Raw genomic sequence first — 24,800 nt, 5'->3', positions numbered from 1 at the left:
TGGTCGATTGCGTCTGTCACACTCGCCGGGCGCCATGGACGACTCCGAGCTTCAATTCGGCCGCTTCCGGCTCGATCGCACTCGCCGCGTGTTGCTGCACGACGGTGTCCCCGTCCGTCTCGGTCCGCGCGCGACTGACTTGTTGCTGGTGCTGGTTCAGCGCCGTGGTGCAGTGGTCAGCAAGGCGGAACTGTTCGACCTCGTGTGGCCGAGACTGGTCGTCGAGGAAAACAACCTGCAGCAGCACATCTCCGCGCTTCGCAAGCTGTTCGGGCCGCAGGCCATCGCCACCGTGCCGGGTCGGGGATACCTGTTCACGCTGTCGCCTGACGGTGAGCGCTCGACGGGTCATGACCGCGGCCGCGACGATGGACGGGCGCGTACGGCGCCAGTGCCTGCGGGCGCGCCACTCATCGGCCGGAATGCCGAGCTGTCCGAACTGCGCGAACGGGTGCACATGCATGCTGTCGTGACGGTCGTAGGCCCAGGCGGCATCGGCAAGACCCGGCTGGCCTTGGCGGTGGCACAGATCTGCAATGCTGACTTCGCCGACGGCGTCTATGTGGCCGACCTGTCGGTGCTGACAGACGGCGGGCAGGCGATGGCGGCGGTGGCGCAGGCGCTGGGCATCGTCTTGCCGCTCGAGCCCGCGGCCGAGCCTGGGACATTCGGCCGCCATGCACAGACGATTGCGGCCGCGTTGCGGGGACGCGAGCTGCTCCTGGTGCTGGACAACTGTGAGCATGTGCTCGACCCGGTAGCAGCCCTCGTCGATGTTCTGCGCCAGCGCGCCCCGCTTGCACGCGTACTGGCCACGTCGCAGGAACCCTTGCATGTTGCGGACGAACAGGTCTTTCGGCTGGCTCCGCTCGGCGTGCCATCGGCTATGGACCGCGCTGATGACATCGACCACGCAGAGGCGGCCATCCAAAGTGGAGCCGTGCAGTTGTTCTTGGCGCGCGCCCAGGCCGTCGACAGGTTTTTTGCCCCGACGCCCGATGTGCTGCCGGCAGTTGTCGACATCTGCCGGCGCCTCGACGGGCTGCCTCTGGCCATCGAACTGGCGGCAGCGCGCCTGCCTTTGCTGGGCGTGCACGGCCTTCAGCAGCGCCTGGATGAACGCCTGGGCGCCCTGGGCGCTCAACGGGGTCGCGGCCCGCGGCGCCAGCAGACGATTCGTGCGGCGCTGCTGTGGAGCCACGGGCTGTTGAACCGGGATGAGCAGATCATCTGGCGCCGGCTGGGTGTGTTTTCAGGCGGCTTCTCGCTGGACCTGGCCCATCGCGTCCTGGTCGATACCGACCTCGCGCCCGGTGCCGTGCTGGACCACCTCGGCGCGCTGATCGACAAGTCACTCCTGATGACCGAAACGGGACACGACCCACGCTATCCCCGGTACAGGTTGCTTGAACCGGCACGGGCGTTCGCGCTGGCGCAGCTCGAACAGGCTGACGAGCTCGACACGCTGCGTCTTCGCCATGCGAAGGCCCTGGGTGAGCTTCTGCACTCTTACGACGATCTGGTGGTCCACGAAAGGCGTTTCGATGTCGTGGTGGCCCGGATGGCCGCCGAGCTGGACAACCTGCGCGCCGCCATGCGATGGCTGTCCGACGTCATCGCGCGCCCGTCTGCCACTGCCTCGGTGGATCCGCACGTCACCCGGCTTCAGGCGATCACGCTGGCCGCCTATGGGGACTGGCTGTGGAGCGAAGTGGATTCGTTCGGCGAAGGCTTGCGGTTCTGCAGACTGGCACGTGGATGCCTGGGTGACGATGTGCCCGTCGCGCTCGGCGCGCGCCTGCGCCTGGCACATCAGCTGCTGGCCAGAACTCGCCTGCGGCCGGCCGCCGAGTGGGCAATCGATGCGCCTCTGGCGCTGAAGGGGTTCCGCGAGGTCGGTGACCGCGTGGGCCTGTACCGCGCGCTGTGCGCGCTCGGTGGTGCGCCGCGCGCCGTGGTCGGTGACGACGAGTCGATTGCGCTGCTGCATGAAGCCGAGCAGTTGGAGGCGCCGGATTGGTCGCCCGTCTTGCGACGCCGGCGACAGGCCGCCTTGGAGTGGTGTCACGACCAGGGGGGACGCGACGAGGCTTGTCGTGAAGCGGGCTTGCGCAGCGTGGCGCTGGCGCAAGAGGCAGGGGGTGTGGGAGAGGTCGCTGCGCTGGGCAATCTCGCCGATACCGAGTTTGCATTGGGTCTTGTTGACGACGCCATCCAGTCTTGCCGGCGCGCCATTGCTGTGGCGACCGAGCTGCACCGCCCGGAAGAGGCCTTCAACGCGTTTCAGCACATGGTGCCGGCCTTGCTCGAGCGCGGCGACCTGGCAGAGGCCGAAGCCGCAATCCGGCAGGGGCGCGATCTGCTGGTGCGCGGCCTGGGTTCGGCCAGCGGCATGCTGATGCCGCTGGCCTTGCTGGCATTGAAGCGAGGTGACGGCCGCCTGGCGTTGCAGCTGGTAGGTTGCGCAGATCGCGCCAGGAGCGACGAAGGGCTCGACCTGCATTCACCTGAACGTCGCATTCGTGAGACTCTGCTGGCCGGCATGCGGTCCGTGCTGTCCGAGGCTCAGATCTCAACGCTGGTGGCATCAGGCGCCCTTTGGGACACGGATCGAGGCTTTGCGGCCGGTGGATTCGGTTGAAAGCGCAAGCAGGAGATGTTGGCCAGCATCTCGAAGGTCAACCTTCGGAGACGACCGCTTCTGGCCGACAGCGGGCATCACGCCGCTCGCGGCGAATAGCAGCTCCTGCTGCAAAGCAGCAAATGCCGTAGTGCCGAATGTTGGTAGATCCGTTAGCTTCTCGGCTATTCCGCAGCAGCTCGCGGTTTCAATTCGGGAGACGCCGCCACCCGTTGTGGGAAAGCTTCGAGCAGCCAGTCCATGAACACACGAAGGCGGTGCGTCACGTGCCGCGCTTGTGGATAGACGAGCTGGAATGGATAGCGCGCCGGGCGCCAATCCTGCAGGATCTCGACCACCGAACCGTCATTGAGCGCCGACGCGGCCGCATAGCCGAAGGTCTGGACCAACCCCAAGCCCGCGACGCAAGCCGCCAGGTGGGCATTGCTCTCGTTGATGCCCACGCGGTGGTCGACCTTGACCTCCGTCTTCTTGCCGTCGCGCTCGAAGCGGAACGGAAACGCCCTGCCCGTGTCGCTCGACACGTAGGCAACGAGCCGGTGACCATTCTTCAATTCGTCGGGGTAGGCGGGCGTGCCGAACTGCTTCAGGTAGGACGGCGCCCCGCAGGTGATCAGCACGGCTTCGCCCAGCCGGCGCGCCACCAGCGAGGAACTCTCCATCGCCCCGCCGCGAATCACGCAGTCGACGTTGTCGCCGATCAGGTCCACCGAGCGGTCCGACACGCTGAGGTCGATGCGTATGTCCGGGTAGCGCGTCATGAAGTCCGCCAGCATCGGGATCAGCACATCACGCGCGGTTGACCCGCCCACGTCGATGCGCAGCTGGCCTCGCGGCCTGCCACGGGCCAGGTTGAAGGCGCCATCGACGTCCTCGAGGTCGCGCAACACCCGGCCGCTCTTGGCGTAGTACTCCTCGCCTTCGGGCGTCACGGTCACGCGCCGCGTCGTCCGCTGCAGCAGCCGCACGCCGAGATGGCCTTCGAGGTCGCGCACCAGCTTGCTGACGGTGGCGATGGGCATGTCCAGCGAGTCCGCCGCCCGCGTGAAGCTGCCCGCCTCGATGACCCGGGCGAGGGCGCGTATCGCCAGCAGCTGGTCCATGTCGATTCCTTCGTTCGTGTCGATCTGATTATCTATACGAGTAGATAGTCATTCCATCTTTCTCTCTTTTTCATTCAATGCAGCTTTCCTACATTGAACCCATGCCGACAGCGACAGCGCCTCTCGAAGAGGCCTCAACCGCCGCGGGCCCACCTCTCTCAACGTCATCACATGGAGCTGAACATGAACAAGCCATTCGAAGGAAAGATCGCCCTCGTCACCGGAGGCAGCTCGGGCATCGGTCTGGGCGCCGCCAGGGAGCTGGCCGCCCAGGGCGCCCAGGTCTTCATCACCGGCCGCCGCCAGGCTGAGCTGGATGCCGCCGTCGCCGAGATCGGCCCGCGCGCCACCGGCATCCGCGCCGACGCCTCGGTGCTCGCCGATCTGGACGCCGTGTACGCGGAGATCGCGAGGAAGGTCGGCCGGCTGGACGTGCTGTTCGCCAACGCCGGTGGCGGCGACATGGCGCCGCTGGGTGCCATCACGGAAGAGCACTTCGATCGCATCTTCGGCACCAACGTCCGCGGCGTGCTGTTCACGGTGCAGAAGGCCCTGCCGCTGCTGACCGACGGCGCGTCCATCGTGCTGACGTCGTCGACGACGTCGGTGCAGGGCACGGCGAACTTCAGCGTCTACAGCGCCAGCAAGGCCGCGGTGCGGAACTTTGCGCGCTCGTGGGCGCTGGACCTGAAGGACCGCGGCATCCGTGTGAATGCCGTGAGCCCCGGCCCCATCCGCACGCCCGGGCTCGGTGGCCTGGCACCCGACGACGCCACGCGCCAGGGCCTGTTCGACTACCTCGCTGCGCAGGTGCCGCTGGGCCGCCTCGGCGAGCCGTCGGAGATCGGCAAGGTGGTGGCCTTCCTGGCCTCGGACGCCGCCAGCTATATCAACGGCATCGAGCTGTTCGTCGACGGCGGCATGGCCCAGGTCTGAGCCCCGCCAACCTCGCAAGGAGACCCCATGACCACCGCGCTCGAACTTCTCAAGTCCTATCTGGACAACATCCAGAACCCCGCCGCCGCCGCTGAGTTTTTTGCGGAGGACGGCATCCTGGAACTGCCCACCGTCAACGCCCGCGCCGTCGGCCCGGCGCAGGTCCAGGGCCTGGTGGCCGGCCTGCTCGCCCGCGTGCCGAACTTCCGGTTCAAGGACCTGCGGGTCTGGATCGACACGCCCGACAAGGTGTTCGCCGAGTACTCGGTCGAGGCCGTCGTCACTGCCACCGGCAAGCTCTACCGGCAGACCTATGCCGGGGTCCTGATCGCGGAGACCGGGAAGATCAAGCGCCTGCGCGAAGCGCTGGACACCGCCGCGGCGGCGGCCGCGTTCCAGTAAAGGCTGAGTGCCCCATCGGGTCAACCGGAGGGACCGATCTGCCCATGCCAGGGGCATCCGAAGAGGCATGAACAGTCCTCATGCAGCACTTCGTGGCGGCTGCAGGCTGGGTGCTGCCGCTCGGGTTCGTCAGTCGTGGGGCAGCAATGTGCCCAAAGCGGAAATCCGCCGATCCGCGGCAACAGGCTGGTCTGAGTCTTCGCGGCAGACGGTCCGAGCGACCGATGCGTTCTGGCACACGACACTCGACGGGCAGTGGCTCAGGTAGGCGCTCCAGCGCCCCTCCGCAATTTTGAGCGCGCTTTGCCTATTGCGGTGGCTTGTGCCACCCGGGCTGCGCAATCAGCGGAAGTCGGACTGGAGTCCAGACGCACGCGCGCTGTTGGGTCGGCACCGGCGTCAGATCTTAAAAGTCGAAACCAGCTTGACCAGGTCTTCCGCCTGGTGCTTCAGGCTCTCGGCCGCTGCAGCGCTCTCTTCGACAAGGGCCGCATTCTGTTGGGTGGCCTCGTCCATCTGAGAAATGGCTTGGCCAACTTGGCCAACCCCGGTGCTCTGCTCACGGCTGGCGGCGCTGATTTCGCGCACGATCTGCGCAACCCGTTCGATGGATGTCACGACCTGGCCCATCGTCTCGCCAGCGCGGTTCACGAGCACCGCACCCTGCTCAACGCGCTCAACGCTGTCGCCGATCAGGACCTTAATCTCCTTTGCCGCGGCTGCACTGCGTTGCGCCAGCATGCGCACCTCGCTGGCGACCACGGCGAAGCCTCGGCCTTGCTCGCCAGCACGGGCCGCTTCCACGGCGGCATTCAGCGCCAGGATGTTGGTCTGGAATGCGATGGAGTCAATGGTGCTGATGATGTCGCTGATCTTGCGCGAGCTTTCCTCGATGCCGCGCATGCGCTGGACGGCTTCGCCGACCACCTCACCGCCCTGACGCGCGACGTCACTGGCGTCATGCGCGAGCTGATCCGCCTGGCCCGCGTTGTCAGCGTTCAGTCGGACGGTTGCCGACAGTTCCTCCATGGAGGCGGCGGTCTGCTGAATCGCACTAGCCTGCTGTTCAGTGCGGGCGGAGAGGTCATTGCTGCCGAGCGAAATCTCCGAGCTGGCGGTGGCGACGCCGTCCGCGTTGTGTCGCACCGCGCCGACCAGATGGCGCAAAGACTGCTGCATGCCGGCCAGGGCGTGCGTGAGCTGCGCCGTCTCGTCGTTGCCGACGGAGTGAATCTCCCGTGAAAGATCGCCTCGGCCAACCTGTTCCGCTTCATAGATGGCCGCACGCAGCGGCCGCACGACTGAGCGGGTGATAAGCCAAGCCGCCGCCACGCCAATGCTCAGACAAATCGCAGCGAGCGCAAGCATGACGATCTGCGTGCGGCGTGCGGCATCGAGCACCTCGCGCGTTTCGTCGCGGACCCGTTCACCCTGGTAGTCGGCCATCCGACTGATGGACGCGACATAGACCTCCGAGGCGGGGCGCATCTTGCCTTCGAGGGTCTGCAGTGCGGTTTCCGCCTCCCCGGCCTTGAGTTGGGCAAAGACCTGATTGCGGATGTCGACGTAGGCCTTGCGGGCGGCACTGATCTCGTCGAGCCTGGCCTTGCCGCGAGGCGTGTCGGAGGCCTTGGTCAAACCCTCCTGCAGCTCAGTGATCTTGGCGCTGGTGGTTTTGATGACGGGCGCAAAGAAGTCCGCCACGGGGCCCGCGCCGCCGGCGCGTGCAACGGCGTCGGTACGCGTCACGTTCAGCTGAGTCTGAGTCCGCCAGTCCTGTGCCAGGTCTTGCTGGCGTTGGAGTTCTACCAACAAATCGATGTGGGGTCCGACAGTGGCCATCTGCCGATAGCTCAGCCCTACAGCCAGCGCCAGAAGCACCAAAACGATGCCGAAGCCCAGAGCGAGCCGCATGCCAATGCGCAAGGATTGCATCTTCATCATTGCCTCCTGTCGTGGCTGCAAGTCCACGTCGGAGTCCACCAGCATCAACTCAAACGGTCGGCGCCAGCAGCCACTCAAACGCAGCAGCCATGTCGTTGTAGAAAACCCTGTTGTCACCGTAGTCGTCCGCAAACGCAAGGCGAGCGAGGAAAGCGATCTTCGTGTTTGGGACCACGATGGCACGCTTTGGTCGCAGCGGCAGCGTGGCATCCAGCGCCCTCTGGGACCATGCCACGTCAGTAGCCGGGGCAATCATTTCCAAGGCGTCGTAGAGGACCAACGGTTTGCCGGTGTCCTCTATGAGGCCGAGCACGCGGCGTTGGCAATCTGCCAAAAGCTCAACCGTCGGCAGCCCACGGAGCCGGGCAATGATGACGGAACCGACGGGTTCAACCCAAAGTTGGCTTTCCATGACACCTTAATCGTGAGCTCATGAATGCGCTGGGAACCCTGGCGGTCGCGCTTCTCGGCGGCGGCTGGAAAAAGCCGCCAAATGAGTGTTCACTTTTGCGACGACGCCCGCCTCCCTCATGCGTCCAGATATAGCACCTATCCTCGTCGCTTGGCTTGAAGCTGCGGTCATGGCGCCCGAGCAACGGCCAGCGCCTGCGCGCGCACGGTTTCGCGAGCCCAGATTCGCTTGATCTGTCCTTGACTTTCCATGTCCTGAAGAACGGCCTCAACCTTGGCGGCCAGCGCGGCATGCCGCACGTTGAGAGAGTGGAACAAATCCGCGGCCAGCACGGGCTCCGAGACGCGGCAGATGCCGGTCGCTCCTGCCTTGATAAGGAGCACCTCCGCCTCGGTCTGATCCACCACCGCGAAGTCCGCGATGCCACGTTGAACATGCCTCAGAGCATCCCAGTTGTTCTTGGCCCCGACCAAAGCGGATTCGGGAATGAGGGTCTCGATGCTGCGGGCGCCGCGCATATACGCAATCCGCTTGCTTGACAGGTCGTCTATCGATACTTGAGCCGGGCAATCGCCGCGCCGGTAGGCGGAAAATACCACTCGGGCCACCGGCACCTTCAGCACGACGAGCCTGGACCAGTCTTTGAGCGAAACTTCAGCGCGCATCAAGTCACCATCGAGTTCTCCTGCATCAGCCATCTGGACGCCGCGCCTGAGCGGGAACGTCTGGGTATGCAGCGTCAGGTCGAGCTTGGCATAGGCACGCTCTAGGACGGCCAGCGCGACACTGGCCAGCACGCCGTTGTCGAGCACGGAGATCTCGATCGTCTGCCCTGCAAAGGCCACTGGAGAAAAGGCGAGGAGCCCAAGGCCGGCACACACCTTCCTTCGCGCAATTGCACGGCAGGTGTAAAAGGGCCGCGTTGGGGTTCGGTGCAACGTCATGGGTATCCGCGCGTGCAGAGCGTTCGGGATAGCCCGGACGCAGACCTATGCGGAAATTTCGACGCTAGGTCAATCGGCCACGAAGCGGTGTAGGACGCCGCCGCCTGATCTTCGGCCGCTCTCGGCCAGGCACGTAACGTGAACGACGTCATCCGAGCGCCGGGTTTCCGATAGTCCCGACCGCCGCCATCAAGAACTCCCTACAGCCCGTGCTGATCGGGCTACCTAGAGTCTCCTGACCAGCGCGTTTGACTCTTCGTCGAAGAAGCGTTCTTCCGCTGCGTTTCACGAACTGGGAATTGAATGATGCTGAACAATATGCGCCTGAGGGCCAAGCTGATGCTTGGATTTGCCGTTCTCGCGGCTGTTGTGCTGATGGTCTCCGGGCTGGCCCTGAATTCGCTGGTGCGAGCGAATGCGCGCTTCACGGGCTACCTCGAGGGCATCGGCAGCCGTGACCACCTGGCAACCGAAGTGCGCGGCGCTGCGACCCGACGGGCCATCGCAGCGCGCAACCTGGTGTTGGTGACGACGCCGGCCGACCGTGAAGTCGAAAAGGCCGCCGTCACCCAAGCGCATGACGATGTGCAGAAGGCTCTTGCCAAACTCAAGGATGCCGTGGCGAACGGTTCTGATCTTGGCGAGCGCGACAAGGCTCTGGTTGGGGAAATCGAGCGCGTGGAGTCGCAGTATGGTCCGGTGGCCCTGGCGATCGTAGGTCTGGCCCTGGACGACAAGCGCGACGACGCCATCGCCAAGATGAACGCGGAATGCCGGCCGCTGCTGGCAGCGCTGTTGAAGGCGGTCAACGAATTCATCGTCTACGAAGGCCACCAAACGGCCGCGAACACGCAGAAGGCGGAGGGTGCCTTCAATCTCGATCGAACCCTGATGTTGATTGCTTGCGTCGGTGCCATCGGTGCCGCCATCGTGCTGGGCTGGACGCTGAGCAACGCCGTCACCCGGCCTCTGGAGCGCGCCGTGCGGTTGGCCGAGGCGGTGGCCTCTGGCGACCTGAGTTCGGACATCGTCGTCGATCGCCAAGACGAGACTGGTCAGCTGCTGTCGGCGCTCAAGCGCATGAACGACGGCCTGGTTGACATGGTTGGCCGCGTGCGCCAATCGGCCGACAGCATTGCAACCGCTTCCCAGCAGATCGCCAGCGGCAACCAGGACCTCTCCAGCCGGACGGAGCATCAGGCCAGCTCGTTGCAGCAGACGTCCGCTTCGATGCAGCAGATGACGTCGATCGTTCAACAGACGGCCGAGAGTTCGCACCAGGCCAGCCAGCTCGCCAGCGCCGCGACGGAAGTGGCGGGTCGCGGTGGCGACGTCGTGCAGCGCGTCGTCACCACCATGGGCGACATCAGCAATGCAAGCCGCAAGATCGCCGAGATCATCGGGACCATAGATGGCATCGCCTTCCAGACCAACATCCTGGCGCTGAATGCAGCCGTCGAAGCGGCCCGTGCCGGGGAACAAGGCAGGGGCTTCGCCGTCGTAGCCGGTGAAGTGCGAGCACTGGCCAAGCGCAGCGCCGACGCGGCGCGCGAGATCAAGGGCCTGATCGGCGCCAGCGTCGAGAAGGTCGAAGCGGGCAGCCAGCTCGTTGGCGAGGCAGGCACGACGATGAGTGACATCGTCAGCCAGGTGCGCCGCATGACCGATTTGATGGCCGAAATCAACGCGTCCGCGACCGAACAGAGCAGCGGTATCGTCCAGGTCAACCAGGCTGTTGCATCCATCGACCAGGGCACCCAGCAGAACGCCGCGCTTGTGGAAGAGAGCGCCGCAGCCGCCGAGAGTCTGCAGCAGCAGGCCGCCGGCCTTTTGGACATCATCGGACAGTTCAAGACTGCGCGTGCATAGCCCCCGCACAAACTGAGGCTGCTGTTAAGAAGGCCGGAGCGCTAGAGTTCCGGCGGAACACTGCGCACTATCCTCCACTCCCGTCAGTCGGGATTCAGACCCATGTTTTCAGCTTTCGTCTTGACCCCCACGGGACGCTGGCTTCAGCGTCCAACGCTGCTTGCGGTTGTATTGACGCTGCCTGGTTGCAGCGACGACCGTCCCCTGAGCCCACCGATGCCGCGAGATCGGCGGCGACTGACGTTGGAACATTGGTCTTCGCTGTGCATCCGCTCCACAGCCCTTTGTCGTGAATCACGAGCTTCCGCTTTGGGCACTGACCTGCCCCCGAGACGCGGACCGGCAGGCCGTCGGCAGCTTGGTGCCCGAAGCGGAAACTCGCCGAACCGCGGCTCCAGGCTGGCTGCTGTCACCCACGTTTGGTGGTTAGATGGCCGCTGCCGCCGGGACCGGTCATTCGGACGCTGCGGACAGAGTGGCCGCTGCTCATCCAGGAACTAACGCTCGGCGGAACTCGTTCCTGCGTCGTCTGAAGTCCAACGCCCGACGCCGTTCAACGGAAGCTCTGGCCCTTCACGGTGCGATGGTTGCGCTGACGCGACTAGGCCCTTCCGGTACGGCGTGAAGCACGATGAGCAACCAGCGCCAACCCGGCAAGAGCGAGCATCGCGGACCAGGGTTCAGGGACGGGACCCGCCACGTCGCGCTACGGTGGTCGTACCGTAGTCGGCACGGGCCAGTACCGTAGGACACCGATTGGGCCACGGCGGCTAAGGCCAGCAAACTGACCTCACTTTAAACGGAGGTCACATGGAGATTGCCACCGCGCTCCGTCGCTGGACGACACCAGGCCCGTTTGCACTCATGTTCACGCGCAGCCCGAACGCGCAGCTGGCCTCACGGCGCGTACCGCAGCAGCAGCGCCTGGCTCGCCATGCAACGCTGCGGCTGCCAAATCACGAATCGGTGCTTCAGGTCATCAGCGGCTGCGTTTGGGTCACCCGCGACGGCTGTGCGACCGACTGGGTACTGGAAGCCGGTCAGGTGTTCATGCAGCAGACGGGTGCTCCGGTCCTGGTGCATGCACTCCGGGATGCGGACCTAGTGCTTGCGGGGTGGCATGCTGGCGAACAGAATGGCTGACGCCGTGCTGCACGTGCGCCGGGGATCACCTTCTCATGAACCCTCACCAGGACTTGCACTTCTGCATGACCCCGGACCACGTCACGCTTGCTTGTGCAACGACAGGCAGCGGCCCCAAGCTCGTGAGGGCGGGAACCTGGATGAGCCATCTGGAATGCGACCTGCGCGAGCCGCACGGCTGGCCCACGCTGGAGGCGCTGAGCCAACACCACACCCTGGTGCGCTACGACCCGCGCGGCTGCGGCTTGTCGACCCGCCAGGTAGAGCGCCTGGACTTCGACACACTGGTGGCTGACTTCGAGGTGGTGATGGATGCGCTCGCACCCGAACCCGCGGCAGTGATGGCCCTGTCCTGCGGCGCGCCGGTCGCCATCGCCTATGCCGCGCGGCATCCCGAGCGCGTCAGCGCCCTGGTGATCATCAACGGCTTCGGGCGGACCTACTTCAGCGCGCGCAACACGCCGCCGCACCTGCTGGAAGAGGCGAACCTGTTGCTGGCATCCGCGCGCCAGGGCTGGGCGCATGAGAGATCGCCGTTCCGGCAGATCTTCATCGCGCAACTGCTGGGGGATGCCGCGGCCGACCCGGCCGCGCGCGAGCTCATCAGCGAGCGCATGCGCCTATCGATGACGCCGGACATCGCGGAGCGGCACATGCGCATCAACTACAGCATGGATGTCAAGGCGCAGTGCGCGATGGTGCAGTGCCCGACGCTTATCTTCCATGCCCGAGACGATCAGATGGTGACCCTGGACCAGGGCCACAAGCTGGCCGCATGGATACCGGGCGCGCGCTTCATACCGCTGGACGGCGACAGCCACATCCTGCCCCTCGGCAACGACGCCAGACGAACGTTCATCGAAGAGACCCTGGCCTTCCTGGGTGGGGGCCGTTCGAACAAGCCCCGCCTGAGCCGTCGGCAGTCGGAAATTCTTCAATTGGCTGCGCAAGGAATGACGGACAAGCAGGCCGCGCGCAATTTGGGCCTGAGTCCTCGCACCGTGGAAATGCACATGGCTTTGGCGCTGCGCGCCCTCAACTGCAGCAACCGCACCGAGGCGGTCCACCGGGCCACGATGGAAGGCCTGTTGAAGCCCGCCGTATAGGGCGAGTCGCTCATCTCAGCCGGTGCCGACGCTGGCCCTGCGGGGCCGCCGCGACCGGTTCGCCTCACCACCCATCTTTCGACGAAGAAGGACTCACGGTCATGATCACCCTGCCTCAAGGATCGGTTGAATACCAGGAGAGCGGCGACGGGACGCCCCTGGTGTTCGTGCCCGGGTCATTTTCCACGGGCGCGTCGTGGCGCGGCATCAGCACGCCGCTCTCCGAGCGCTACCGCACCATCACGACCAGCTTGTCGGGCTACGGAAAGACGCAGGAGCGGCGCAGACCGGAAAGTGACCACCTGAAGGATCAGATGGATGTGCTCGAAGCCGTTCTGGCGCAGGTGGGCATGCCGGTGCATCTCGTGGCCCACTCCTTCGGCGCCTGGGTGGCCTTGGCGCTGGCCATGAATCGCAGCCCCAGGCTGCTCAGCATGACGCTGTTGGAGCCCACCGTCTTCAACCTGCTCTCGCTAGGCGGTGAGACGCCGTTGAGGCAGCAGGTGCAGGCCATGACCTCGCGCTATGTGGCCGACTGGCAAGGCGGGGATCAAGAGGCTGTCCGGCACGTGATCGATTTCTACGGTGGGGACGGGACATTTGATGCCTACCCGCCTGCGGTCAAGGAAAAGCTTATCGCCCAGACGTACACCAACATCCTCGACTGGGAAACTGGCGACTCGGTGCATCCCACGCCGGCCGACTTCCGCGCTGTCCAGGTACCGGTTCTAGTGATCTACGGCGGCACGAGCCATATGGCAATGCAGCGTTGCAACCAACTGCTGGCTGGCTACCTGCCTCAGGCACGGGTCGTGGCATTGGAGGATGCGAGCCACTTCATGATCGGAACCCATGCCGCGCCCTTGATGCAGCGGATCGAGGAGCACGTTCGCGCAGCATCGTAAGCCGTACATCCGGGCTGCGGAGGCCAGCCTTCTGAAGGTAGCTTGGTGTCACCCGTCAGGCGACGCTTACTCATCTTCGGGAGGGATGTGCCAAATCAGCGCTTCAAGCAGCAGACGTTCGACGACGACTGCCGCGGACAGCCAGGCTAAACGACCGCAGCACCCTCGACACCGGTCGTTGAACCCGTCAGCCGGCCAGGTGCGCCGACGTCTGCTTCATACCAGAGAGCGCGAATTCGGCGGCTGATCGCAGATGACGGCAACCGCTGCGGAACCGCCCTCCAGCCCGGATCTCGAGCTTCGGCTTTGGGCACAAAGCTGCCGCATTCAAGCCGGCCGCGAACGGCAGCACTCGCTTCAAAGCGAACACAGCAGGCCCTCACGCCCGGAAGACCGCCGCGCAGGCTTCTTTCAATAGTGCGGCGGCAACTCGTCACGCGGGCCCCGCGCGGCGCTGGGGTCGTCCGCACTGGCGGCGCGGTTGCGCAGCTCGACCAGTTCGCGCACCAGCCGGTCGATCTGGGCCTGCTGGCGCACGATGACCTGGTTCAGCGCCTCCACCGTGTCCTCGGTGTAGCTGGCCTTGACCTCCAGGTCGGTCAGGCGCTTGTCGATGTCGTCCGGCGTGTGATCCATAGCCGTATTGGACCCGCTTTGCCGGCTCCGCCGTGCATTCCTCGCAGACACTCGCGGCCCCTGCCCCGCCGGAAGAGTTCCGATGATCAACAAGGCCCTGACCCTCATCGCGCTGGCCACCTGCCTTGCATCGGCCGTTGCCGAGGTGAAGGTGGACGCCCAGGGCAGCCGCTTCGAGGGCAGCTTCGTCAACGGCAAGCTCGCCGGCAAGGGCACGGCGGCGCTGGCCGACGGCAGCCGCTACGAGGGCGAGTTCGCCGACGGCAAGTTCCATGGCCGCGGCGTGCAGACCTGGCTGAACGGCAGCCGCTACGAGGGTGACTACGTCGACGGCCGCCGCTCGGGCCGCGGCGTCTATGTCTACCCGGACGGCACGCGCTACGAGGGCGAGTTCGTCAACGGTCGGCTGGCCGGCAAGGGGGTCATGACCTGGCGCGACGGCGACCGCTACGAGGGCGACTTCTTCGACGGCGCGCGCACCGGCGTCGGCACGCTGCAGCTGGCCAACGGCGACCGCTACCAGGGCGAGTTCCTGGACAACGCCTTCTCGGGCGCGGGCGTCATGGTCAAGGCCAACGGTGCGCGCCAGGACGGCGACTGGGCCCGAGGCGAGTTCCTGGGCCAGCGCAGCGTGCTCAAGCGCGCGACCGCCTCGAGCGGGCTGCAGAACCTGTCGTATGCGGTGCAAAAGGGCGAGCACGTGCTGGTGGCGGCCAGCTTCGAGGACAAGCCGGTGCACCTGGTGCGCGACGGCGCGCGCGGCGCGGGTAGCTGGACGGCCTGGGTCGGCCCGGCCACGGACCGCGTGCGGCTGAGCATCGACGACCGCAAGGGACTGACCGGCGTGCTGGCCATGGACAAGGGCCAGCGCATCGCCGTGCGCACCGTGGGGCAGGAGCGTATCGAGTACCGCCTCTACAACGCCGAGCGCCGCTTCATCGCCGGCGCCGTGCTGTACCGGCACGCCACCGGCTGGGCCATGGGCAGGCTGCGCACCGAGGCCTTCTGGGGGTATGCCGAGCTGACGGAGCTGGAGGACATGGGCCCGCAGCTGGTCCTTGCCAACGCCGGCCCGCCGCAGACCATCACCGCGTTGCTGAAAGCCTGGTGGGACCGTGTGGACCTCATCCCCGCGGCCCACGCACAAGGCCTGCTGGACGGCTTCTTCAGCCAGTCGGCCCAGGACGCCCGCGAACGCTGGAGCGCGCCGGCGCACGAGATGTTCAAGGCCTCGCTAGTGGGCGGCGCCGCCTTCACCGTGAAGTTGCTGGGCCAGACGCTGGGTGCCGGTGAGACAGCCGCGTTGGTGGCCGCGGCCTCGCCCTTCCTGGTGGCCGTGGGCACCGGCGTGGCCATCGGCATCGCTGCGGACGGCTTCTACGAATGGGCCAGCGCGCGCAATCTGGGTGACGCAAGCTCGCTGCGCGCGCTGTTCGCCAGGCTGATGGCCGACAGCAGGTACAGCCAGCTGCCGGACCCGCACCCGCCGGCCGGCGCGGCGGCTGGCGACAAGCCGCCCGCGCCCGTCGTGGCCGCCAGCCCGGACCGAAGCGGCTTTCGCAACGCGCTGGACAAGGGAGCGGCGTGCGCGCAGGCGCGCGACTTCGCCTGTGCCGAGGCGGCGCTGGCCACGGCCCAGCAGCAGGCCTTGACGCACCAGGAGCGGCGCGAGCTGATCGCCAAATGGCAGCTGGTGGACGGCGAGAAGAAGTCCGCCGAACTGGAGCGTTCGCGGCCCAAGCCGGTCGTCGCACAGGCCCCGCCACCCGCCGCCGCGCGGCCCGCACAGCCACCCCAGGCGCAAGCCGCCGTCGCGCCGCCGGCGCGCAAACCCGTCGGCTGCCTGGACCTGCTGCAGGGCAGCTGGTCGCACGACACCGGCGGCACCTGGACGTTCTCGGGTTCGCAGGCCACGCTGGTGATGCGCTCCACCAACCAGGGCGGCTCGGCGCGCCAGACCACGGTGCTGGCGGTCTCGTCCTGCGAGGGCGGCACGCTGCGCTATCGCATCGTCCGCGCGGCGCTGGAGAGCGCCGGCTACAACTACGACAAGACCGAGGACAACGACAACCCGCCCACCGTCAACTGGGCCAAGGTCTACACGCAGGCCTACAGCCTGTCGGGCAACTCGCTGCAGCTGGGCAACTTCACCTACAGCCGCTGACCGTGTCGATCAGCGCTTCTCACCCTTGGCGCTGATCGACCCCATACCCGACACCGAGCGCTGCACGCTGGGGTTGCCGAAGTAGTCGACCGAGCCGATGCCGGAGATGTGGGCGGACAAGTCGTCCGTGACCCACAGCAGCACATTGCCGATGCCGCTGACGTTGACGCGGGCGCTCTTGGCCTGCAGGCGGTCGGCGATGACCTTGCCCTTGCCGGAGATCTGCAGCGCCAGGTCGTCGACGCGGCCGCCCAGCTGGCCGTCACCGGCGCCGGAGATCGTGAAGGTGATCTGCTTGGCCTGCAGCTGCTCCAGCCGCGCCAGGCCTGCGCCGCTGATGCTGAGCTTGAGCTGCTCCACACGCAGCGGGCCGGGGGCCTGCACGTCGCTGGCGCCGGAGATGGACAGCGCGCGCAGCTGGCGCATCTCCACCTGCACGAAGAGCTTGTTGCTGTGCCAGAACTTCCAGCCACCGGTCGGGCGGATGACGAGCTGGCGGTCGGCGAGCTCCACCTCGACGTTCTTCTGCACGTCGGCGTCGCCGGCGATGAAGGCCTGGTCGCGTTCGCCCTGCACGAGGATGACGCGCGCCGCGCCGGCCAGCTCCAGGCGGTCGAAGGCGCCGGGCGCGTACAGGCGGCCAGGCTCGGCCGGGGGCATGGGTGGCATCGGCGGCGCCGGATGGGCCACGGGCGCCGGCGGCGCGGGCTGGGCCGGTGGTGCGGTCTGGGCCTGCGCCAGACCGGCGGCCGCCAGCAGGGTCAGCAACAGCGTTTTCACAATGACTGCTCCCTCAGCATCTTGGACACCTCACGGTTGGCCGTGATGCGTGTGCCGTCGCGCAGCTGCACGACCAGCTGCGAGTTCTCGTCGGGCGTCATGCTGTCGACGAAGTCCAGGTTGACGATGCAGCCGCGCTGCACGCGCAGGAAGCGCGTCGGGTCCAGCCGCGTCTCGAAATCGGCGATGGGCAGGCGCACGAGGAAGCTGCGGCCCTTGCTGGTGATGGCGGTGTACTTGTTGTCGGAGCGCAGGCACTCGATGGCGTCCACCTGCAGCGGGAAGATCTTGCCCTGGTCGCGCACCAGCAGACGCGTCAGCGGCGCGTCGTGCGGCGCGCCCAGCGCCTGCGCCACGTCGGCAGTGCTCGGGGCCGCGTCGCGCAGCACATGGGCCACGGCCTCGTCGAAGCGCTCGCGCGAGAACGGCTTGAGCAGGTAGTCCACGGCATGCAGCTCGAAGGCCGCCAGCGCGTGCTGGTCATAGGCCGTCGTGAAGATGATGCGCGGCTGGTGGGCGTCGCCCTGCAGCGCCTGCACGACCTGCAGCCCCGTCAGGCCGGGCATCTGGATGTCGGTCAGCACGAGGGCCGGCTTCAGCGCGCGGATCTGCGCCAGCGCGTCCTCGCCGTCTTCGCACACGGCCACCAGCTGCAGGCCTGGCGTGGCCTTCACCCAGTCGGCCAGCGCCTCGGCGGCCAGGTGTTCGTCTTCGGCGATGAGAACGGTGGTGGTCATGCTGTTCATGTCTGCGGAATGAAGAGGTCGACGCGGAATCCGGCGCCGGGGGCGGTGTGGATGCGCAGGCGGGCCTGGCCGTCGTAGTCCAGCGAGAAACGCTTTCTCAGCGCCGCCAGGCCCACGCCGCGGCGCTGGCCGGGCTTGGGTTCCAGCGCCGCGGGCTCGCAGCCCGGGCCGTCGTCGGCCACGGCCAGGTCCAGCCCGTGGTTGAGCGCGTTGCGCCGCGCGGTGATGGTCACGCAGCCGCCGCCCTTGCGCGGCGCCACGGCGTGCAGGATGGAGTTCTCCACCAGCGGCTGCAGCGTCAGCGGCGGCAGCTCGTCGGCCATCACGCGCTCCTCCAGCTGCCAGTCCACGCGCAGCCGGTTGCCCAGGCGCAGCGCTTCAAGCGCCAGGTAGTCGCGCAGGAAGTCGATCTCGTCGGACAGCATCACACGGTCCTCGGCGCCGCGCTTGGTGTCCAGCACATAGCGCAGCATGGACGCGAACTTCAGCAGCGCGGCCTCGGCGGCGGCCGGGTCCTTGCGGGTCAGCGCGATCAGCGAGTTCAGCGTGTTGAACAGGAAATGCGGGTTCAGCTTGCCGCTGATGGCCGACAGCTCGGCCCGGGCCAGCGCCGACTCGGCCTGCGCCGCGGCAACAGCGGCCGAACGCGCGGCACGCGACTGCAGCACCGCCATGAAGGCCGTCGCGATGGCCGCGTAGACCACGAAGCCCCACACCGAGCGCCACAGCAGGCCGGCCACCAGCACGGCGCCGGCATGGTCCACGCCGAACAGCGCCACGTTGACGGCGAACTCGCCCGCCTGCCACAGCGCCGAGAACGCCACTGCCGCCAACACATGGGCCATGCCGGCCGCGGCCGAGCCGGCGTCGCTGGCGTGCAGGCGGCGCGCCAGCGGCCAGACGGCGATGCCCAGCAGCATCGGCGCCCACAGCATCGTGGTCGCCTGGTAGACGGCCAGCCAGAACGGGTCCAGCCCGCGGTCGAACTCGCTGCCGGCCAGCACGAACAGGCACCAGGCCAGCGCGCAGCCACCGGCATACGACAGCCAGAGGCGGCGGTTGCTGTGGTGGTGGCTGATCGTGTTCATGGCTTCATCTTAGGGAGGGTGCCTGGCCGGCACGGGGGCGGGGAGACGAAGTGCGGGCCCCGGGGTGCGGGATGCGGTCTCCGGGGTGTTGCTGACGCCCCCGGCGAGGGCGGCCGGCATAATTCGCACCCTTCCCCATCGAAATCCGGACGAGCGTCATGGCCAGCGTCAACAAAGTCATCATCATCGGCAACGTCGGCAAAGACCCCGAGGTTCGCTACAACCCCAGCGGCGGCGCTTGGGTCACCCTCAGCCTGGCCACCACCCGCAACTGGAAGAACCGCGAATCCGGCGAGCGCCAGGAAGAGACCGAGTGGCACCGCGTCGTCTTCAACGACCGCCTGGCCGAGATCGTCGGCGAGTACGTCAAGAAGGGCCGCCCGCTGTACGTCGAGGGCCGCCTGAAGACCCGCAAGTGGCAGGACAAGGAAGGTCGCGACACCTACACGACCGAAATCATTGCCCAGGAGATGCAGCTGCTCGGCGGCCGTGATGGCGGCGGCGGTGGTGACGAAGGCGGCGGTGGCGGCAGCTACAGCCGTGGCGGCGGTGGCGACGACATGGGCGGCGGTGGCCGCCCGGCGGCGCGCCCTGCAGCGGCTCAGCGCCCGGCCGCTCCGCGTGCACCGGCCCCGGCGCCCAAGGCGTCGACGGGGTTTGATGACATGGACGACGATATTCCGTTTTAATATCGGAATCGTCTAGAGAAAAGAGGCCCACGGCACATGCGGTGGGCTTTTTCAATTCTGCGGGTGATTTCAGATTCGATGAATGCTGCGCACGGGCGACGGCCAAGTGCCAGCCCGACCGAGTAATTCCAAGCGCCTCAGTAAAAGCCGGCGCATCTATACCGGAGAGAAGATGAGTGCTATCGGAAACTTGCTTTGGTTCATTCTGGGCGGGTTCGTCATGGGGCTCGGCTGGTGGCTGGCCGGGATCATTGCCTTCATCACGATCATTGGCATTCCCTGGGGGCGAGCCTGTTTTGTGATCGGGCAATTTGCATTTCTTCCGTTTGGCAGGGAAGCCATCAGCCGAAAGACTTTGTCCCTCAAGGAAGACATCGGCACGGGCAGTCTCGGCTTGGTGGGCAATGTCATCTGGTTCGTCTTCGCGGGCCTGTGGCTGGCACTGGGCCACGTCGGATCGGCGTTGGTGTGCTTCGTGACGATCATCGGCATCCCGTTTGGCATCCAGCATTTGAAACTGGCGGGAATTGCCATCGCACCGATTGGCAAGACCATCGTCACCAAAGAAGTCGCAGCGGCAGCCCGCAGAGAAGGCGCCGAAATCACAGTGGCCCAAATTCGCGCAGGTCACTAGTCCGGTCGGGACAGCGTGGGCTGGACGACGGCGAGGCGCCGGTCAGCCGCGCCGTCTCATCGCCAGCGCCACGATGGCAAACCCCGCTGCCACGACCAACGCGTCTTCGATCAGCCCGCTGCGGGTCTGGCCGATCCGGGTCATGGCTTGCTTGCGCACGGCCAGCGTGGCGTAGGCCAGCGGGACGGCGGTCGCGACCGCCACGGTGGCGCCTTCACGCTCCTTGCCTTTCGGCGCGAGCGCGGCGCCGGCAATGCCGGCGCTCATGACGCGCGCGAACAGGCCCAGGAACACGGTGCGGTCGGGCGCCGTCTTCATCTTGTCGCCGAACAGCTCGCCCACGCCCATGGCCAGCGCGCCGTACTTGAACAGCGGCCGGTCCAGCAGCATGAGTTGCCCCGGCGTACGGCGGCCGGCGAGGCGGGCCGCCGAGATGGTGGCCATGGGCGTCATGGAGCGCGCGCTCGCAACGGCACCGATCAGGGCCGACGGGAGAAGGTTGCGGAAGTTCATCGGGATGTCGCCTTTGCAAGGTCGGAGGTCTCGGAAGCCGGATGGCCGTCGCATGCCAGCAAATGCCGCTCCTGCGCCCGGCCTGGGCGATGAGACGCGTTCAGCGCCCCGGCGGCGTGACGGGCCCGGAAGCCGCCAGCCCGCGCTCGCAAGCGGCCTTGTCACTGGCGTCGCCCGCGGCCATGCACCGTGCCGCGCCTTCGTTCACGCGGCCGACGATGCTGCCGGCAGGCGCCGATGCGGCGGTTGCGGCGCCGCGCCTGGACTTGAGCGGGATGGAAATCTGCGGGATCACCCGTTCGTCGGGCCGCTGACTGCCGGGCTCCTTGACGTTCTCCGCGGCCGTGATGGCCGTGTTGCGGGCCGGGACCGCCTTTGACGCAGCCGTCATGGGCACGGGCGCCGAGGCTGGCGATGATGCTGGAGCGACCGACTGAGCGACCGCAGCGCCCGAGGCTGCCACGCTCGCCGCGGCAACGATGCCGCCAAGGAGGGCGTCGAAGACGTTTCTCATGACACACCGCGCGGATCAGTTGTTGTGCGATGAGTCTGACGCCATGGGTGGCGCGTGTTTGTAGGAGGCCGGCTTGCGATCCGCGGCGCGGTGGCTGATACCCGCCGGCCCGGCGGGTTCACCGGGCGCGCTGCGCACCCTCCAGCGCCAGCAAGACCTTCTGAAGTTGCGCTGCCCGCGCGCCCGGGTTGCGGGCCGTCAGCAGCTTCAGGATCAACTGATAGCGCTGCGTCTTGCCCATCGCGTCGAAGGCCTGGGCGGCCGATGGGTTGCCCGCCAGTGCCTCGGCAAGATCAGGCGGCACCTCGGCATGGCGCTGGGATTCATAGGCGGCCTGCCAGCGCCCATCGGCCTGGGCCGCTTCGACCTCGGCCAGGCCCGAGGGCCGCATGCGGCCGGCCGCCGTCAGCGCCGCCACCTTGTCGACGTTGACCTGCGACCAGCGGCTGCGCGGCCGGCGCGGCACGTATTTCTGCAGGAAGTAGCGGTCGTCCAGCGGCTTGCGCTGGCCCGAGATCCAGCCGTGGCACAGGCCCACGTCGACGGCTTCATCGCTGGTCAGCGTGGGCACGCCAGAACCGCGCTTGGCGATCTTCAGCCACACACCCGCCTGCAGCCCGGCGTTCTCGTCCAGCCAGGCCTCGAAGGCCGAGGCGTCGCGGAACTCGATCACCGCGGCTTCGGCGGCGGCCGGCATTGCCCGGGGCGGCGGGCGGCGGCCGTCAATCAAACTGCACCACGGCATTGGCTGCCGGCATCTCGTTCTGGAACCGCTCCCCTTGCGGGTGGGCGCTGGCCGGCCAGGGCTGGCCCGACTCGGCCTGTGCCATGCTGGCGTAGGCACCGAGCTGGCGGAAGGCGCTCAGCACATAGGGCCGCCCCTGGGCGGCGATCAGCGCCGGCCGGTCGGCCACGTGGAAATGCAGATGGGGGCCCGAGGAATTGATGCCGGAGCGCCCCAGCCGGGCGATGACCTGGCCCGCCTTGACGCGCTCGCCCATCTTGACGGCGATGCTGCCCTGGCGCAGGTGCTCGTAGAAGACGCACCGCCCGCCGCCGACCTGCAGGCACAGGTAGTTGCCCGCCACGTCGTCATCGGTCCAGCGCGCGCCTTCGCGCCGCGCGCCCAGCACGTCTTCGCGGCCATCGCGCAGCGCCACGATCTCGCCGTCGGCCACGGCCAGCACCTCGCTGTCCAGGCCATGCCAATGCTCGAAGCCGGGCCGATCGGCGGGCGATGGGCTGCCGCGCGCGTCGACGCGTATCCAGTCGATGGCAAAGCGCGCCGGAATGAACCGCTGGCCGTCGCGCACGAACGCGGCCCGGCGATGGCCCAGCGCGAACCAGGGGTCGAAGACGGCGATCCAGGGGCCGCCGCGCAAGGGCGGGCTCAAGGCCACGGCCAGCTCGGGGGCGCCGATGGGCGCGCGGACAGCGTGCGCCTGTGGCGCGCCGTCGCCGCGCGAGAACACCAGTTCGGCCGCCAGCGCCTGCTCGCCACCCGCTGCTGGCAGGGCATGCCAGAAGTGGAGGTTGCGTTGCTCGCCCGCGGCCAGCGTGAGCGACTGCGCCATGCGGCCGTTGGGCAGGGACGCCAGCGCCTGCAGCGCGTCGCCGGAGATCTCCGCAATCAGCGGGCCGCCGCGATCCTCGGGCACCAGCGTCAGCCGCTGCATCGACAACGGTTGCGGGCCGGCATTGCGCACGGCCAGTTCGCCGACCAGGAAGCGCTGCCGGTTCATGGCCAGCACGCCAAAGCTGTCGAGGGCGAACCATTCGACGCCGGCCGCCGTCGCATCCGCAGGCGCGGCGTGGGACACGTCCGCCAAGAGCCAGGGCTCCAACGCCACGGCGGAGGCGGTGGCCAGCAGCTGCCGGCGGTTGGGCACGGCGCGCCTCGGTGCGCAAACTCGCTCTTCATGTGGCATGGGTGGCAGTTGCCGGGTGCCCGGGTCCCGGCCGGTCGGGGCGCCCGACTGTGCCCACGGGGCCTCGTCGCCGACAAAGGTCATGGCCGGCGTCCCCGGAACGGGGGAGCCGCCTGCGCGAGCCCGGCGGGTTTCAGCAGAATCGGCACTCCCAGCCATCCCGCCCGAGCGCCCGCCATGAAAACCCTGCTGATCTACGACGACCTCGTGTCCCTGAACCGCGACCAGCACCGCCATCTGAAGCTGGCGCCGGCGGACAGCCAATTCGCGTTTGCGCGCGAGACCAACTCGGTGCTGATCGCGGCGACCGAGCTGCCCGCGGCGGCGCTGGACTTTCCCTGCGTGTTGATCGAGGCCGACGGCGGCCACAGCCTGGCGGCGCTGGTGGGCCTGCGCGACCACGAGAACCTGTTCGTGCAGCCCGATGGTGCCTGGGCGCGCGGGGCCTATCTGCCGGCGTTCTTCCGCCGCTACCCGTTCGTGCTGGCCGAGGCCGAGGGCGACGCCACCTTCACCGTCTGCCTGGACCGGGCCTACGCGGGGCTGAACGCCGACAAGGGCGAGGCGCTGTTCGACGACCAGGGGCTGGAGACACCGTGGCTGGAGGAGATCAAGCGCTTCCTGCTGAGCTTCCGCCAGGAGATGCAGGCCAGCCGCGACTTCGCCTCCCACCTGGCCGCGCTGGAGCTGCTGCAGGACGGTGTCATCGAGTACACGCTGGACGGCGAGAAGAGCACGCTGCGCGGCTTCAAGACCGTCAACGAGGCCAGGTTGCGCGCGCTGGACGCGGCCACGCTGAAGGACCTGGCCGACAAGGGCTGGCTGGGCTGGGCCTATGCGCACCTGTTGTCGCTGCAGCAGGTGCAGCGCCTGGCCCGGCGGCTGGACGAGCGCCGCACGCTGGACAAGGCCGAGCGCGACGCCGCGCCCGCGATGCACTGACGCGGCAGGTGCTCGGGCATCTATCGCGGCCGTCAAGATTCCGCACCAGCCCCGCATGGCGCGGCGGCGGCGCTGCTCGCAGGACAGTGCAGAGCGGCTTGAGGCCCGACCGACTCAAGGGGCCGTGTTGACCGCCAGCTGTGCGGCGAACGCGCGCTGATAGGCGGGCCGCGCTTCACCGCGGGCCACATAGGCGGCCAGGCTGTGAAACTCGTTCAGCAGGCCGGACGGCCGCAACCTCAGCAGCACCGACACCATCAGCAGGTCACCCGCGCTGAAGCCGCCATCCAGCCAATCCGAAGCGCCCAGGCGGGCGGCCAGCTGATTCAACCGGGCGCGCACCCGCTCATGGACGAGGGGCAGGCGCTCGTCCTTCCACGGCTTGTCGCCTTCGGTGATGCGGGCGGTGACCAGTTCGAGGATGGGCGGCTCGACGGTGTTCAGCGCCGCGAACATCCATGTGATGGCGCGCGCCCTGGCGTGCGCGTCGGCGGGGAATAGGCCCGGGTGGCGCTCGGCGATGTGGAACACGATGGCGCCGGTCTCGAACAGCGCGAGATCGCCGTCCTCCAGGGTGGGAATCTGGCCGAACGGATGCAGCGCGAGATGCGCGGCCTCCTTCATCGCCCGCATGGACACCAGGCGCACCTCGTACGGCAGGCCGGCCTCCTCCAGCGCCCAGCGAACGCGCGTGTCGCGGGCCAGGCCCTTGCCGCCGTCGGGCGACCGTTCAAAGGCGGTGATGGTGATCATCGGAAGAG

Annotated in this window: 25 protein-coding genes; 11 read left to right on the top strand and 14 right to left on the bottom strand. The window is 67.4% G+C overall.

Annotation, left to right across the window (positions count from 1 at the left end; all coding sequences use genetic code 11):
* The first annotated feature begins 34 nt into the window (after window positions 1-34).
* Window positions 35-2,641 (top strand): ATP-binding protein, encoded by a 2,607-nt coding sequence (locus AC1D29_RS14220; protein ID WP_477898392.1) that lies wholly within the window; start codon window positions 35-37, stop codon window positions 2,639-2,641.
* Between the two features lie 164 nt (window positions 2,642-2,805).
* On the opposite strand, the gene AC1D29_RS14215 is transcribed toward AC1D29_RS14220, so the two are convergent.
* On the bottom strand, window positions 2,806-3,744 hold the full coding sequence (locus AC1D29_RS14215; RefSeq protein WP_477898390.1) for a LysR family transcriptional regulator: 939 nt from the start codon (window positions 3,742-3,744) through the stop codon (window positions 2,806-2,808).
* Between the two features lie 183 nt (window positions 3,745-3,927).
* Here AC1D29_RS14215 and AC1D29_RS14210 point away from each other — a divergent pair, with 183 nt between their 5' ends.
* Both AC1D29_RS14210 and AC1D29_RS14205 read left to right on the top strand, forming a co-directional pair.
* The gene (locus AC1D29_RS14210; protein ID WP_477898388.1) at window positions 3,928-4,680 is read left to right on the top strand and encodes an SDR family NAD(P)-dependent oxidoreductase; all 753 of its coding nucleotides are present in this window, start codon (window positions 3,928-3,930) and stop codon (window positions 4,678-4,680) included.
* Window positions 4,681-4,707: 27 nt separating this feature from the next.
* A complete protein-coding gene (locus AC1D29_RS14205) occupies window positions 4,708-5,082 on the top strand; it encodes a nuclear transport factor 2 family protein (protein WP_477898386.1) in 375 nt (124 codons plus the stop codon).
* A gap of 399 nt (window positions 5,083-5,481) precedes the next feature.
* Here the strand turns inward: AC1D29_RS14205 and AC1D29_RS14200 are convergent, their stop codons facing one another.
* From AC1D29_RS14200 to AC1D29_RS14190, 3 genes are all read right to left on the bottom strand, one after another.
* The gene (locus tag AC1D29_RS14200) at window positions 5,482-7,023 is read right to left on the bottom strand and encodes a methyl-accepting chemotaxis protein (RefSeq protein ID WP_477898384.1); all 1,542 of its coding nucleotides are present in this window, start codon (window positions 7,021-7,023) and stop codon (window positions 5,482-5,484) included.
* 52 nt (window positions 7,024-7,075) lie between these two features.
* Window positions 7,076-7,438: a hypothetical protein gene (locus tag AC1D29_RS14195; protein WP_477898382.1), complete on the bottom strand. Its 363-nt coding sequence runs from the start codon at window positions 7,436-7,438 to the stop codon at window positions 7,076-7,078.
* Window positions 7,439-7,605: 167 nt separating this feature from the next.
* A complete protein-coding gene (locus tag AC1D29_RS14190) occupies window positions 7,606-8,382 on the bottom strand; it encodes a hypothetical protein (RefSeq protein WP_477898380.1) in 777 nt (258 codons plus the stop codon).
* Window positions 8,383-8,685: 303 nt separating this feature from the next.
* Here AC1D29_RS14190 and AC1D29_RS14185 point away from each other — a divergent pair, with 303 nt between their 5' ends.
* Complete coding sequence (locus AC1D29_RS14185; RefSeq protein WP_477898378.1) at window positions 8,686-10,251, top strand: methyl-accepting chemotaxis protein; 1,566 nt, start codon at window positions 8,686-8,688, stop codon at window positions 10,249-10,251.
* A gap of 601 nt (window positions 10,252-10,852) precedes the next feature.
* On the opposite strand, the gene AC1D29_RS14180 is transcribed toward AC1D29_RS14185, so the two are convergent.
* Window positions 10,853-10,951: a PEP-CTERM sorting domain-containing protein gene (locus AC1D29_RS14180; RefSeq protein ID WP_477898376.1), complete on the bottom strand. Its 99-nt coding sequence runs from the start codon at window positions 10,949-10,951 to the stop codon at window positions 10,853-10,855.
* 110 nt (window positions 10,952-11,061) lie between these two features.
* Between AC1D29_RS14180 and AC1D29_RS14175 the strand changes: the two genes are divergently transcribed.
* From AC1D29_RS14175 to AC1D29_RS14165, 3 genes are all read left to right on the top strand, one after another.
* Window positions 11,062-11,394: a DUF2917 domain-containing protein gene (locus AC1D29_RS14175; RefSeq protein ID WP_477898374.1), complete on the top strand. Its 333-nt coding sequence runs from the start codon at window positions 11,062-11,064 to the stop codon at window positions 11,392-11,394.
* A 140-nt stretch (window positions 11,395-11,534) separates the two neighbouring features.
* Window positions 11,535-12,500 carry an alpha/beta fold hydrolase gene (locus AC1D29_RS14170; protein ID WP_477898372.1) on the top strand — a complete coding sequence of 322 codons (966 nt, stop codon included), beginning with the start codon at window positions 11,535-11,537 and terminating at the stop codon, window positions 12,498-12,500.
* A gap of 101 nt (window positions 12,501-12,601) precedes the next feature.
* Window positions 12,602-13,405, top strand: coding sequence for an alpha/beta fold hydrolase (locus tag AC1D29_RS14165; protein WP_477898370.1), 804 nt, complete (start codon window positions 12,602-12,604; stop codon window positions 13,403-13,405).
* A gap of 411 nt (window positions 13,406-13,816) precedes the next feature.
* Here AC1D29_RS14165 and AC1D29_RS14160 read toward each other — a convergent pair whose 3' ends face one another.
* On the bottom strand, window positions 13,817-14,041 hold the full coding sequence (locus tag AC1D29_RS14160; RefSeq protein WP_477898368.1) for a SlyX family protein: 225 nt from the start codon (window positions 14,039-14,041) through the stop codon (window positions 13,817-13,819).
* Window positions 14,042-14,123: 82 nt separating this feature from the next.
* On the opposite strand from AC1D29_RS14160, the gene AC1D29_RS14155 reads away from it, so the two are divergent.
* A complete protein-coding gene (locus AC1D29_RS14155; protein ID WP_477898366.1) occupies window positions 14,124-16,205 on the top strand; it encodes an MORN repeat-containing protein in 2,082 nt (693 codons plus the stop codon).
* 9 nt (window positions 16,206-16,214) lie between these two features.
* Here the strand turns inward: AC1D29_RS14155 and AC1D29_RS14150 are convergent, their stop codons facing one another.
* The 3 genes from AC1D29_RS14150 to AC1D29_RS14140 are packed head-to-tail and all read right to left on the bottom strand — an operon-like array spanning window position 16,215 to window position 18,819.
* The gene (locus AC1D29_RS14150) at window positions 16,215-16,985 is read right to left on the bottom strand and encodes a head GIN domain-containing protein (protein ID WP_477898364.1); all 771 of its coding nucleotides are present in this window, start codon (window positions 16,983-16,985) and stop codon (window positions 16,215-16,217) included.
* The gene (locus AC1D29_RS14145) at window positions 16,982-17,722 is read right to left on the bottom strand and encodes a LytR/AlgR family response regulator transcription factor (protein ID WP_477898362.1); all 741 of its coding nucleotides are present in this window, start codon (window positions 17,720-17,722) and stop codon (window positions 16,982-16,984) included. The genes AC1D29_RS14150 and AC1D29_RS14145 overlap by 4 nt, the downstream gene beginning before the upstream one ends.
* Window positions 17,723-17,727: 5 nt before the next feature.
* Window positions 17,728-18,819, bottom strand: coding sequence for a sensor histidine kinase (locus AC1D29_RS14140; RefSeq protein ID WP_477898360.1), 1,092 nt, complete (start codon window positions 18,817-18,819; stop codon window positions 17,728-17,730).
* A 158-nt stretch (window positions 18,820-18,977) separates the two neighbouring features.
* Here AC1D29_RS14140 and ssb point away from each other — a divergent pair, with 158 nt between their 5' ends.
* Both ssb and AC1D29_RS14130 read left to right on the top strand, forming a co-directional pair.
* The gene (ssb, locus tag AC1D29_RS14135; RefSeq protein WP_477898358.1) at window positions 18,978-19,508 is read left to right on the top strand and encodes a single-stranded DNA-binding protein; all 531 of its coding nucleotides are present in this window, start codon (window positions 18,978-18,980) and stop codon (window positions 19,506-19,508) included.
* Window positions 19,509-19,590: 82 nt separating this feature from the next.
* Window positions 19,591-20,142 (top strand): YccF domain-containing protein, encoded by a 552-nt coding sequence (locus AC1D29_RS14130; protein ID WP_477898356.1) that lies wholly within the window; start codon window positions 19,591-19,593, stop codon window positions 20,140-20,142.
* 42 nt (window positions 20,143-20,184) lie between these two features.
* On the opposite strand, the gene AC1D29_RS14125 is transcribed toward AC1D29_RS14130, so the two are convergent.
* The 4 genes from AC1D29_RS14125 to AC1D29_RS14110 form a co-directional block, all read right to left on the bottom strand.
* Window positions 20,185-20,655 carry a hypothetical protein gene (locus tag AC1D29_RS14125; RefSeq protein ID WP_477898354.1) on the bottom strand — a complete coding sequence of 157 codons (471 nt, stop codon included), beginning with the start codon at window positions 20,653-20,655 and terminating at the stop codon, window positions 20,185-20,187.
* Between the two features lie 100 nt (window positions 20,656-20,755).
* Entirely contained in the window at window positions 20,756-21,169 is a 414-nt protein-coding gene (locus AC1D29_RS14120; protein WP_477898352.1) for a hypothetical protein, read from the bottom strand.
* Window positions 21,170-21,287: 118 nt separating this feature from the next.
* Window positions 21,288-21,866, bottom strand: a complete 579-nt coding sequence (locus AC1D29_RS14115; protein ID WP_477898350.1) for a YdeI/OmpD-associated family protein — start codon at window positions 21,864-21,866, stop codon at window positions 21,288-21,290.
* A 25-nt stretch (window positions 21,867-21,891) separates the two neighbouring features.
* Window positions 21,892-23,058 carry a M23 family metallopeptidase gene (locus AC1D29_RS14110; RefSeq protein WP_477898348.1) on the bottom strand — a complete coding sequence of 389 codons (1,167 nt, stop codon included), beginning with the start codon at window positions 23,056-23,058 and terminating at the stop codon, window positions 21,892-21,894.
* 216 nt (window positions 23,059-23,274) lie between these two features.
* Here AC1D29_RS14110 and AC1D29_RS14105 point away from each other — a divergent pair, with 216 nt between their 5' ends.
* The gene (locus AC1D29_RS14105) at window positions 23,275-24,039 is read left to right on the top strand and encodes a SapC family protein (protein WP_477898346.1); all 765 of its coding nucleotides are present in this window, start codon (window positions 23,275-23,277) and stop codon (window positions 24,037-24,039) included.
* A gap of 114 nt (window positions 24,040-24,153) precedes the next feature.
* Here the strand turns inward: AC1D29_RS14105 and AC1D29_RS14100 are convergent, their stop codons facing one another.
* Complete coding sequence (locus AC1D29_RS14100) at window positions 24,154-24,792, bottom strand: glutathione S-transferase family protein (protein WP_477898344.1); 639 nt, start codon at window positions 24,790-24,792, stop codon at window positions 24,154-24,156.
* Window positions 24,793-24,800: the final 8 nt, after the last annotated feature.

The sequence above is a fragment of the Roseateles sp. P1_C6 genome (assembly GCF_056406315.1).
This window is presented reverse-complemented; position numbering and strand designations above follow the sequence as displayed.

Bases quoted from the DNA above. Each gene is read 5' to 3' on its own strand.
- AC1D29_RS14190 (WP_477898380.1), bottom strand. From the start codon at position 8,382: ATGACGTTGCACCGAACCCCAACGCGGCCCTTTTACACCTGCCGTGCA.
- AC1D29_RS14160 (WP_477898368.1), bottom strand. From the start codon at position 14,041: ATGGATCACACGCCGGACGACATCGACAAGCGCCTGACCGACCTGGAG.
- AC1D29_RS14145 (WP_477898362.1), bottom strand. From the start codon at position 17,722: ATGACCACCACCGTTCTCATCGCCGAAGACGAACACCTGGCCGCCGAG.
- AC1D29_RS14200 (WP_477898384.1), bottom strand. From the start codon at position 7,023: ATGAAGATGCAATCCTTGCGCATTGGCATGCGGCTCGCTCTGGGCTTC.
- AC1D29_RS14170 (WP_477898372.1), top strand. From the start codon at position 11,535: ATGAGCCATCTGGAATGCGACCTGCGCGAGCCGCACGGCTGGCCCACG.
- AC1D29_RS14185 (WP_477898378.1), top strand. From the start codon at position 8,686: ATGATGCTGAACAATATGCGCCTGAGGGCCAAGCTGATGCTTGGATTT.
- AC1D29_RS14175 (WP_477898374.1), top strand. From the start codon at position 11,062: ATGGAGATTGCCACCGCGCTCCGTCGCTGGACGACACCAGGCCCGTTT.
- AC1D29_RS14205 (WP_477898386.1), top strand. From the start codon at position 4,708: ATGACCACCGCGCTCGAACTTCTCAAGTCCTATCTGGACAACATCCAG.
- AC1D29_RS14100 (WP_477898344.1), bottom strand. From the start codon at position 24,792: ATGATCACCATCACCGCCTTTGAACGGTCGCCCGACGGCGGCAAGGGC.
- AC1D29_RS14125 (WP_477898354.1), bottom strand. From the start codon at position 20,655: ATGAACTTCCGCAACCTTCTCCCGTCGGCCCTGATCGGTGCCGTTGCG.
- AC1D29_RS14130 (WP_477898356.1), top strand. From the start codon at position 19,591: ATGCTGCGCACGGGCGACGGCCAAGTGCCAGCCCGACCGAGTAATTCC.
- AC1D29_RS14165 (WP_477898370.1), top strand. From the start codon at position 12,602: ATGATCACCCTGCCTCAAGGATCGGTTGAATACCAGGAGAGCGGCGAC.
- AC1D29_RS14195 (WP_477898382.1), bottom strand. From the start codon at position 7,438: ATGGAAAGCCAACTTTGGGTTGAACCCGTCGGTTCCGTCATCATTGCC.
- AC1D29_RS14220 (WP_477898392.1), top strand. From the start codon at position 35: ATGGACGACTCCGAGCTTCAATTCGGCCGCTTCCGGCTCGATCGCACT.
- AC1D29_RS14120 (WP_477898352.1), bottom strand. From the start codon at position 21,169: ATGAGAAACGTCTTCGACGCCCTCCTTGGCGGCATCGTTGCCGCGGCG.
- ssb (WP_477898358.1), top strand. From the start codon at position 18,978: ATGGCCAGCGTCAACAAAGTCATCATCATCGGCAACGTCGGCAAAGAC.
- AC1D29_RS14210 (WP_477898388.1), top strand. From the start codon at position 3,928: ATGAACAAGCCATTCGAAGGAAAGATCGCCCTCGTCACCGGAGGCAGC.
- AC1D29_RS14140 (WP_477898360.1), bottom strand. From the start codon at position 18,819: ATGAACACGATCAGCCACCACCACAGCAACCGCCGCCTCTGGCTGTCG.
- AC1D29_RS14215 (WP_477898390.1), bottom strand. From the start codon at position 3,744: ATGGACCAGCTGCTGGCGATACGCGCCCTCGCCCGGGTCATCGAGGCG.
- AC1D29_RS14115 (WP_477898350.1), bottom strand. From the start codon at position 21,866: ATGCCGGCCGCCGCCGAAGCCGCGGTGATCGAGTTCCGCGACGCCTCG.
- AC1D29_RS14105 (WP_477898346.1), top strand. From the start codon at position 23,275: ATGAAAACCCTGCTGATCTACGACGACCTCGTGTCCCTGAACCGCGAC.
- AC1D29_RS14155 (WP_477898366.1), top strand. From the start codon at position 14,124: ATGATCAACAAGGCCCTGACCCTCATCGCGCTGGCCACCTGCCTTGCA.